Origin of the sequence: Streptomyces sp. NPDC020801 (assembly GCF_044334385.1) — a bacterium.
Classification (GTDB): domain Bacteria; phylum Actinomycetota; class Actinomycetes; order Streptomycetales; family Streptomycetaceae; genus Streptomyces.
This window is the reverse complement of record NZ_JBIRST010000010.1, coordinates 308,360-315,848: the sequence shown is the minus strand read 5'-3', so window position 1 is coordinate 315,848 and position 7,489 is coordinate 308,360. Positions and strand designations below refer to the sequence as shown.

The following is a 7,489-nucleotide window of genomic DNA, read 5'->3' as shown; positions in this document are numbered from 1 at the left end:
CCCGGCATGGAACGGAACCCAATCGGGGGGATCTGCGACCAGCTACGCACAGACCACGCTCGGCTCGGATGCCACCGCAACGTTGGCGACGCTCCAGAGCACGCATCTCACTGACTGGCACGACTTCTGGAACTCGGCCGCGCTCATGAAGACCGCCTCCGACGACGGTACCGGCCAGTACATGCAGGTACTGCGCACGCTCGATCTGTACGTCGCGAATTCGTCGAGCAGCAGCTCGTACCCGGGCTCGCAGGCGGGTGTGGCCGATCTGTTCTCGTCCGCTGGTGACTTCCGCAACTGGGACCCGAGCGCCTTCTGGCACTGGAATCTTCGGATGCAGACGGCAGCCAACCAGTCGTCCGGCGAGTCCCAGCTGAACAACCCGTTCTTCAACTTGTACCTGAGCAACCTCAAGAACATGCAGACCTGGACGACGGTGAACATGCACATCCCGGGGCTGTTGATCGGCGACGGTTCCGATGACTGCCTCGACGTCACCAACGGCACGCACAACACGGGGAACCCCGTCGAGATCTGGGGATGCTCGCGCGGCGCGGCCAACCAGACCTGGGCGTGGAACTCCACCACCAAGCAGTATACCGTCTACCAGGGCCAGAGCTATGTGATGTGTCTGGACACCTCAGGCAGCAGCGTCGTCATCAACCCCTGTAGCACGGCGACCACGCAGCAGTGGACTCCCCAGGCCAACGGGCAGATCACGAACGCGGCAGGCAAGTGTCTGGACACCGGCGGCGCCACCACCGAGGGCTCGGCCGTCAGCGTGCAGTCGTGTTCGAATACAGCGGACAGTGGTCAGATCTGGCGCAACCCCGACATCTGCGTTCCCGAGACCATGCGCTTCAACGGCGCCGGCTACGAGAACGAAACCTGGTCCTCTGTGGCGGATGACTGCGTCAACACCGACAAGAGCGGTGCGTTCTACAACGCGCGGACCCTCACAACCGGCGCTGAGGTGGGTCTGGAGGTCTGGAACCAGTACCTCGACACGGGTGACACCACGTTCTTGAGCACCTACTACCCGTTGATGAAGTACGCAGCCGAGTTCTTGCTCGATTACGCGAGTACGGGCGCTGACGGCAAGTTGCACACCTACCCGTCGAACGCGCACGAGACGCAGTGGGATGTGCACGACCCGACGACGGACATCGCCGCGATGAAGGCACTGTTCCCCGCGGTCAAGTCGGCAGCGCAGAAGCTCAACGTCGACACTGGTCTCCGGACCGAACTGACAAACGCGATCGGCAAGCTCCGTGACTTCCCGCTGACGTATCCGTCGGAGTTGGTCGGTGCTCGCTCGGGCAAGTGTCTCGACGTCACCAACGGCACGCACAACACGGGGAACCCCGTCGAGATCTGGGGATGCTCGCGCGGCGCGGCCAACCAGACCTGGGCGTGGAACTCCACCACCAAGCAGTACACCGTCTACCAGGGCCAGAGCTATGTGATGTGTCTGGACACCTCAGGCAGCAGCGTCGTCATCAACCCCTGTAGCACGGCGACCACGCAGCAGTGGACTCCCCAGACCAATGGGCAGATCACGAACGCGGCAGGCATGTGTCTGGACGTGACCGGCGGCTTCATGACCGATGGCACGGCCGTCGGTGTGTACGCATGCGCAAGTCCGGTCAGTGACAACCAGATCTGGAGCAACGTCATCGCGATGTCGGCTGACGTCAGTGCTGGGACGGACAACTTCCAGAACGTTGGGCTAGAGCCCGTGTGGCCGTACGGATTGATCGGCGATGACACGTCGTTGACCGCTCTGGGGAAGACGACGTTTCTGAGTCGCCCGTTCTCCGTCGGCGGCGGCGGCGGCTACGACTGGAACGTTGACGCGATCCAAGCGGCGCGGCTCGGACTCAGCGATCAGTTCGCGTCGACCCTCAAGCAGGCAGTCGTCAACAACCAGGTGTACGCGAACGGCTTCGGGTACTTCGGCGCGACGGCGAGTGCGCCCGCGGCGCCTGACGAGTTCTACGGTGAACAGCAGGGCGTCGTGACGACGGCACTGAATGAGGCGCTGGCGCAGGACTACGACGGTGAGCTGCGGATCGCGCCGAGCGTGCCGGCGACGTGGGACGCCGACGGCACCGTCGCAGTCCAGGGCGGTACCCGGGTGTCGGTGCAGATCCATCACGGCTCGATCGGGCCGGTCGGGATCACCGCGGGGCCCGGCGTCAACCCGGGCACTGATGGCACCTACACGATCACGGTGCGCAACCCGTGGCCGGGCAGTGCCGTACAGGTCGTCGATGGGAGCAACACGACAAACGTCGTCGTCGCATCGACGACGAGTTCCCAGATCAACATCACGGCCACCAGTGGCCATACATACGTCGTCGAGCAGGTCTCCGCGCCGATAGGTGGGATGACCTACCAGCAGGTGACAGCCACGCCCGCATCGCAGCCGATCACCCTCACCGGCAACATCGGAACCACCGGGGTCACGCGCACGATCGGGTTCTAGAAAGGTTCCGCAAACCGAGTCGGCCTGTGCGCGAGGCGAGCGCGCAGGCCGACTCCGTTGTTCGCTTGTTCGGTGGGTCTGAACCGCCCCCACCAATCCCTCGACCATCGATCGCCTCGGGCCGTGGAGACCGGCCCGACCATCTCCCACGCCTACCCGGCCCACGCCGCCTTCGGCGGCTGCAAGGGCTCCGGCATCCGCCGGGAGACGCACAGCCGGATGGTGATCGTGGTCTAGGTGAGAGAAGTGCGGCTCTCGGCGCTTGGCAGTGGCGACGACGAGGCTTCCTCTTCGCCTGCTCTCCTTATCCTTCCTGGGCCTCAACTCCTGATCCAGGATGTCCGCCGAAGAGGCCCACACCAAGGTTGCTTCTCCCACGCGGGCCGGGCGCAGAGTCATGCACCGCAGGAAACCGTCGGACGCGGATGTCGGCTGCACCGCCAGGGTGTGACCCCGGCGAGCGGTGCGCGGATGCGTATGAGTACGTACCCCGGTACCTGTTTGCGCTGTGCCGCAAAGCACACGGTTCGCGGCGCCCGGAGAGGGGATTTCCCGTGATGTCGCAGGTGAGGACCGCAGGATCGGCTTTCTCATGGACTTTGCTTGGTGCGCCGGTCAGCCTTTGGGGTGTCACCACTTGGTCGTGGTCCGGCCTTAGGGGCTATATGGTTACCTCGCACCTCCCACAAAGACGAGTTGAATTTTCGTAGGTGTGAGCTCGGTCATCGTACGTCTGGACAAGGAAGACGCGTGTCCAATTACCTGCTCATTGTGTGTTCACGGAGGAGACAGGGAATAGGCCGTGTCCAACACCTTGACGCGAATTCAACGAGTCGGACGAGAAAGTAAACCAGACCAAGAGAAAGAGGGTATGAAGCGTGAACTCGTCTCGATACACACGCCGCCGCCTGCGTCCGGCAATCGCGATGGCCTTCGCGACCTGCGTCGGCCTTCTCATTTCACCATTCGGTACTGGTGAAGCACAGGCCGACAGTGGTGCAGACTGCACCAAGCCGCTGCAGTGCCTGATCATCAAGAATGGGTCCAATTTTTTCAGCGGGAGCGTTCTGGATGCCAGTCGGGGCTCAGACGGCGGTCCGGCGTATGGTTCAGTCGATCTCTGGTCGCCGAACGACCGAGACAACCAGAAGTTCTGGTTCAAGGTTGAGAGTCATGGCCGTTTCCAGATGGTCGTCAAGGACAGCGGTAAATGTGTCTCCGTGGTTGATGGTGCACTTGCCGAGGCGGACTGCAGCACCCCCGACTCCAAAGGCTTTTGGTTCTTCGACAAACCTCAGTCCTTCCATCTTGCGAAGGATGGGCAAACGGGTAATTTCCGGATCGTCCTTGACGACGGAGCGGGATGTGTCACCGCGACCGCCGAAGAACACAACTACGCCACCATCACGCGATGCGACCGGGCAGATACCTGGAATATCCGGGACGCCGGGGATGGGAATGCATCCAACTCTTCGGCTCTGCAGAATCTCGCCGATGACTACGAGTTCAGGGGCTAGGGCTGTCCGTAAATGATCTACGGCGTGCCCTGGCCTGCTGGTTGGTCCGTCACCTGGCGAGGGCAAGGTTGTGCGGGCGGCGACGCCAAACATGGCGTGACGGACGCCGTCGCCCTTGACGCGGCAGTCGCGCAGGATCTTCCAGGTCTTCATACGGGCGACGGTGCGCTCGACGCGGGCAGGGACCTTCCGGTGAGAGGCGTTGTGTTCCTCCTTCCAGCCGGGAGGTCGGCCTGGTCTTTCTCGCCTGGGTGCGGGATGACCAGGCCGGTGCCCCGGTAGCCGCCGTCCGCGATGACCGTGGTCCTGCCGACGGCCTCTTCTGCGCCGGCCAACTCCCGTGCCTTGCAGCCGTTGCGGTTTCCGGGCAGCGGCCGGCCGACGGCGACGAGCCGGGTGCCGGCGTCGATGACGGCCTGGTGGCTGGTGGAGTACCGGCAGTTCTTCGCCTGCTCGGCAACGGTGTGGTCGCGGGTGGGCACCAGGGTGCCGTCCACGACCGGCACGGTGTCCCGGCGGAACCGCTCACGCTGCTGCAGCGCCAGCGCCGGGCCGAGGTGGTCGATGATGCGGTCGGCCACGGACTTCGGCACCCCGAACAGCGGGGCGAGTTGGCGCAGTGTGACGTTGGTGCGCCGGTACGCCGTGGCACGGCCGCGGAACCACGCCGATGGTGGGCAGACCGAGCAGCCGGCCCACGGCCCCGGCAGGGCCGGGTGCTCGGTCAACGAGGAGGACGTTGGGGCTCGTTCTGTTCAGCCACGCTCCCAACCTGCCGCGAACGACCAAGGAGCTTTAGGCATATGTTCTCTCACATGAAGCATCGGAGGCGGAAGCCTGAACGGCCGGTAGTGTCCCGGCCGATACAGGGGCGTCGGCTCATCCCGGAAGAGGAGGTGAGGAAAGACGCTTGGCAAAGGCAGAGCCTCCTGCAATGGTCCCATCCGGAGCTTACCCCCAATCAACTGTGGATGCTCGGTCTGGCGCGTGAAAAAGTTCACAACCCGGGCGAGGTGGGAGAACTGGCCCCCCTTGAGAATTACCTGGAGCGTATCAACAGGATATATCGCACGAATTATGACTCGTCCGACGCGGAGGCGATCAGGGAATATATTGCCCAAGCACCAGTGACCATCAACATGAAGCTAGGGGCGGGCAATCCCTTGCTCATCGAGAGCTATCGCTCATACTGGGAGTCTCCCGGCAGGATGGAAGACGAGGGCATATACGCCAAGGCTAGGCGGAAATTCGAGGGAAGAATAGGATTCCAGTCGGCGCTGAGCAATGAAAGGAGTGACCGAAACCCAAGCGAGATGCCCAGGTACGCGGCCCTCAACATTGCGCACTCTCCGAACGGTGGGGTTCCCAGTGGCGCTTACGGGCACAGTTACTGGGTGCTCAAAGAAGAGGTGAAGGGACGGTCGACAATGTGCTCCGGCGATTCCCTTATATATGGCGGTCATCCGAACGTCCCCACAGGGGATATAGACTCCGTATTGGCACTTTCTTCGACTCTCAATACCGTCCTGTTCAGAATCTGCTTCGCACAAGCGACCGGGGGCGGCAAAGACAAGATGGATCTGTCGGCGCAAAACGTACATCGTAATTTGACCGACTACGTCGACGACCAATTCATTGAAGTGCAGGTAGCGGGGGCTGTGACACTCTCTGATGTGGCCGAAGTCGTGATCGATGCAACTGTGCCGGAATACAGGGAGATCATCGAAGCCCATGAAACATATCGGCGGACGCATGGGCTTGATTTCAAAATACGCTCGTACCACCCGTTGCGGGGATGCAATTGACTGCAACCTCGGCGAAACACCGGCCACGCCGCGCCGGACGAGGTCAAGAACCTGCTGCGTACGACCGTATGGGGAGTGTCCAATCAACGGCCCTGTCTCACATTCGGTGGTGACGGAGAGTCGTGAGCGTCGTTGGCATTCGCGTGAAGGATGTCAACGAGCTTGTGCAGACGGTGTTTTCGGGTCTTTCCCCGCTGGTCGTCGAGGATGTGGTCGACGAAGGTGAGCGGATCGTGGTGCTGGCACAGACTCCGCGGGACACTGCGGTCTGCCCGGTGTGCGAGGCCCCGTCGGAACGCGTGCACGGCTATCACTGGCGGACAGTCGCGGACGTGCCGGTCGATGAACGACGAGTGGTGGTCCGTGTGCGAGTGCGGCGTCTGGTGTGTCCCACGCGCGACTGCCGCCACACCTTCCGCGAACAGGTGCCCGGCGTCCTGGACCGGTACCAGCGGCGTACGACCCGCCTGACCAGGCAAGTCAAAGCCGTGGTCAAGGAGTTAGCGGGCCGGGCCGGGGCACGTCTGCTGGCGATATTGGCGGTGAGCCTGTCGCGACACACGGCCCTGCGCGCCCTGCTGCGGATCCCTTTGCCCACCGGCCGGGTGCCGCGTGTGATCGGCGTCGACGACTTCGCACTGCGCCGGCGGCACCGCTACGCCACCGTGATCATCGACGCCGAGACTCATGAGCGGATCGACGTGCTGCCCGACCGCACGGCCGGCACCCTGGAGGCGTGGCTGCGCGAGCATCCGGGGATCGAGATCGTGTGCCGTGACGGCTCGGCGACCTACGCCGAGGCCATCCGGCGCGCTCTGCCCGACGCGGTGCAGGTCGCGGACCGGTGGCATGTGTGGCACAACTTGTGCGAAGCCGCTCTGAGCGAGGTCAAGGCGCACAGCGCCTGTTGGGCCACCGTGCTGGACGCGCCCATTTACGACGGGCCCCGCGCCCAGACCACCCTGGAACGCTGGCACCAGGTCCACAGGCTGCTCGACCAGGGCGTCGGCCTGCTCGAGTGCGCCCGCCGTCTCCAGCTGGCCCTGAACACCGTCAAACGCTACGCGCGAGCCGATCGGCCTGAGCGCATGCTCCGCGTCCCCAAGTACCGCGCCGGCCTCGTCGACCCGTACCGCGAGCACCTGCGTAAACGCCGAGCCGATGATCCCGGCGTCCCCGTCAAGCACCTCTTCGAAGAGATCAAAGCCCTCGGCTTCACGGGCTGCCTGAACCTCCTGCACAAGTACATCAACCAGGGCCGCGCGGACGCCGACCGCAGCCATATCTCCCCGCGCAAGCTCGCCCGGATGCTGCTGACCAGGCCCGACAACCTCAAGGCCGAGCAACACGAGCTCCTGGCCAAGCTCACCACCGCCTGCCCCGAGATGACCCAACTGACCTCCGATATCAGGGACTTCGCCCCGCTCCTCACGCCGCACGCCGACAACGCCGAGGCACTCACGCGCTGGATCACCCAAGTCCGAGCAACCGACCTGCCCCATCTACAAGCCTTCACCCGGGGCCTGGACCGGGACGTCGACGCCGTGATCGCTGGGCTCACGCTTCCGTACAGCAACGGCCCCACCGAGGGCGTCAACACCAAGACCAAACGGATCGCACGTCAGATGCACGGCCGAGCAGGCTTCACCCTGCTTCGGCACCGCATCCTCCTCGGATAG

General features: G+C 63.7%; 4 protein-coding genes and 1 pseudogene. 4 read left to right on the top strand and 1 reads right to left on the bottom strand.

Translation table 11 applies throughout. The features are described 5' to 3' along the window. A partial coding sequence (locus ACH4UM_RS22685) for a ricin-type beta-trefoil lectin domain protein (protein ID WP_398182073.1) occupies positions 1 to 2,488 on the top strand: 2,488 nt, incomplete at its 5' end. Positions 2,489 to 3,366: 878 nt separating this feature from the next. Further along, positions 3,367 to 4,005, top strand: coding sequence for an RICIN domain-containing protein (locus ACH4UM_RS22680; RefSeq protein ID WP_398182070.1), 639 nt, complete (start codon positions 3,367 to 3,369; stop codon positions 4,003 to 4,005). A gap of 49 nt (positions 4,006 to 4,054) precedes the next feature. On the opposite strand, the pseudogene ACH4UM_RS22675 reads toward ACH4UM_RS22680, so the two are convergent. After that, positions 4,055 to 4,649, bottom strand: a pseudogene (locus tag ACH4UM_RS22675) (transposase); the annotation flags it as partial. 159 nt (positions 4,650 to 4,808) lie between these two features. Between ACH4UM_RS22675 and ACH4UM_RS22670 the strand changes: the two are divergent. Together ACH4UM_RS22670 and ACH4UM_RS22665 are read left to right on the top strand one after the other, a co-directional pair. Next, positions 4,809 to 5,810 carry a DUF3626 domain-containing protein gene (locus ACH4UM_RS22670; protein WP_398182067.1) on the top strand — a complete coding sequence of 334 codons (1,002 nt, stop codon included), beginning with the start codon at positions 4,809 to 4,811 and terminating at the stop codon, positions 5,808 to 5,810. 173 nt (positions 5,811 to 5,983) lie between these two features. Further along, a complete protein-coding gene (locus ACH4UM_RS22665; RefSeq protein ID WP_398182129.1) occupies positions 5,984 to 7,489 on the top strand; it encodes an ISL3 family transposase in 1,506 nt (501 codons plus the stop codon).

Excerpts from the sequence above, each read along its gene's own strand:
- ACH4UM_RS22670 (WP_398182067.1), top strand. The coding sequence starts at position 4,809 with ATGTTCTCTCACATGAAGCATCGGAGGCGGAAGCCTGAACGGCCGGTA.